The following is a 1,746-nucleotide window of genomic DNA, read 5'->3' as shown; positions in this document are numbered from 1 at the left end:
TGTGGCGCTGCTGAGGCAGCCGGTCACCGTCGTGCTCGATCGCGCGGGTGTCACCGGCTCCGACGGTGCCAGCCACAACGGGATGTGGGATTTCTCCCTGCTCGGCGTCGTGCCGGGAATCCGGGTGGCTGCTCCGCGCGACGGAGCGACCCTCCGGGAGGAACTCGCCGAGGCGCTCGCGGTGTCCGACGGCCCGACCGTCGTCCGATTCCCGAAAGGTGCGGTCGGGGAAGATATCCCGGCAATCGAACGTCTCGGGGACTCGGTCGATGTGCTGCGGATGCCGGATCGGCGCGTAGGTGACGTCCTGATCGTCTCGGTCGGTGCGTTCGCGTCCACGGCGCTCGATGCCGCGCAGCGGCTCGAACGCCAGGGGATCGCTGCCGCCGTGGTGGACCCGCGGTGGGTGCTGCCCGTCGCGGACGAACTGATCGAGTTGGCCACCGGATTCCGGTTGGTCGTCACGCTCGAGGACTCCGGTGTGCACGGCGGAATCGGCTCGGCCGTGTCGGCGGCCCTGCGCGCCGACGACATCGACGTCCCGACCCGTGACATCGGTGTGCCGCAGCAGTTCCTCGACCACGCGTCGCGATCCGAGATCCATCGGGAACTCGGACTGACCGCGCAGGACGTCGCCCGTCAGGTGACGGGCTGGGTCGTCGGTCTCGACGGCCCCGACGCCGGCACGATCGCGCCCCGCACCCGCGGGATCGGTTGAGTCGGCCGGGCCGTCGGTCTCACGCCTGCATGTCCTCGAGTTCCATGCCCTTGGTCTCGGGAATGCGGGATTTGACGAAGAAGAACGACAACAACGCGAACAGGGCGAACAGGCCGTAGAGGAACCACAGCCCCACCGTCTCGGTCAGCGGCGGGAAGGCCAGCGTGACGGTGAAGTTCGCGAGCCAGTTCGCCGCGGTGCTGAGGCCGAGGGCGAGCGCGCGCATCCGGTTCGGGAACATTTCGCCGAGCATGACCCACATGATCGGCCCCCACGTGGCGGCGAAGAAGATCACGAACAGGTTGGCGCCCACGAGCGCCAGCGCACCCCAGGGTTCGGGCAGTTGGACGTCGTCGCCGCTGCCGACAGCCTGTGAGAACGCGACCGCCGCCAGCAGCAGGCTGACGAACATCCCGATCGATCCGCCCATCAGCAGCGGTCTGCGCCCGACCCGGTCGACGAACAGGATGGCCACGAACGTCATCGCGACGTTGATGACCGCGGTGATCACCGATGTGGTGAACGACTGGTTCTCGGTGAATCCCACCGACTTCCACAGCGTCGTCGAGTAGTAGAAGATCGCGTTGATACCGACGAACTGCTGGAAGACCGCCATCGTGATGCCGACCCACACCAGCGGTTGCAGACCGAACTTCGGGCCACGGATGTCGGCGAACGAGCGACGGGACTCGGTGCGGAGCGTCAACCGGATCTCACGGACGCGTTCGCGCGGATCGAGCTCGCCGGTGACGTCGGCCAGTACCGCCGCCGCTTCCTCGTCCAGGTCCTGACCGACGAGGAAGCGCGGTGACTCCGGGATCAGCAACGCCAGTACCCCGTAGACGATCGCGGGTATCACGCCGACCAGGAACATCCATCGCCACGCCTCGAGATTCCACCACAGTTCGTTGGATGCGCCGCCGGCTGCGTTCTGCAGGATCGCGTCGGACAGCAGCGCGGTGAAGATGCCGAGGGTGATGGCCAGTTGCTGCAGGGACGCGAGGCTTCCCCGGTAGCGTGCGGGTACG

Annotated in this window: 2 protein-coding genes; one reads left to right on the top strand and one right to left on the bottom strand. The window is 67.5% G+C overall.

The window, feature by feature from the left end:
* A partial coding sequence (locus LDQ05_RS05720; RefSeq protein ID WP_308013165.1) for a transketolase C-terminal domain-containing protein occupies window positions 1–718 on the top strand: 718 nt, incomplete at its 5' end.
* Window positions 719–737: 19 nt separating this feature from the next.
* On the opposite strand, the gene LDQ05_RS05715 is transcribed toward LDQ05_RS05720, so the two are convergent.
* The coding region (locus LDQ05_RS05715; protein ID WP_226435927.1) for a sugar porter family MFS transporter at window positions 738–1,746 on the bottom strand (1,009 nt) is incomplete at its 5' end.

This window comes from Rhodococcus yananensis (assembly GCF_020515525.1).
In the GTDB taxonomy this organism is placed as follows: Bacteria; Actinomycetota; Actinomycetes; order Mycobacteriales; family Mycobacteriaceae; genus Rhodococcus; species Rhodococcus yananensis.
Note: the sequence above shows the minus strand (reverse complement) of the source record. Positions and strands in the feature narration are given on the sequence as shown.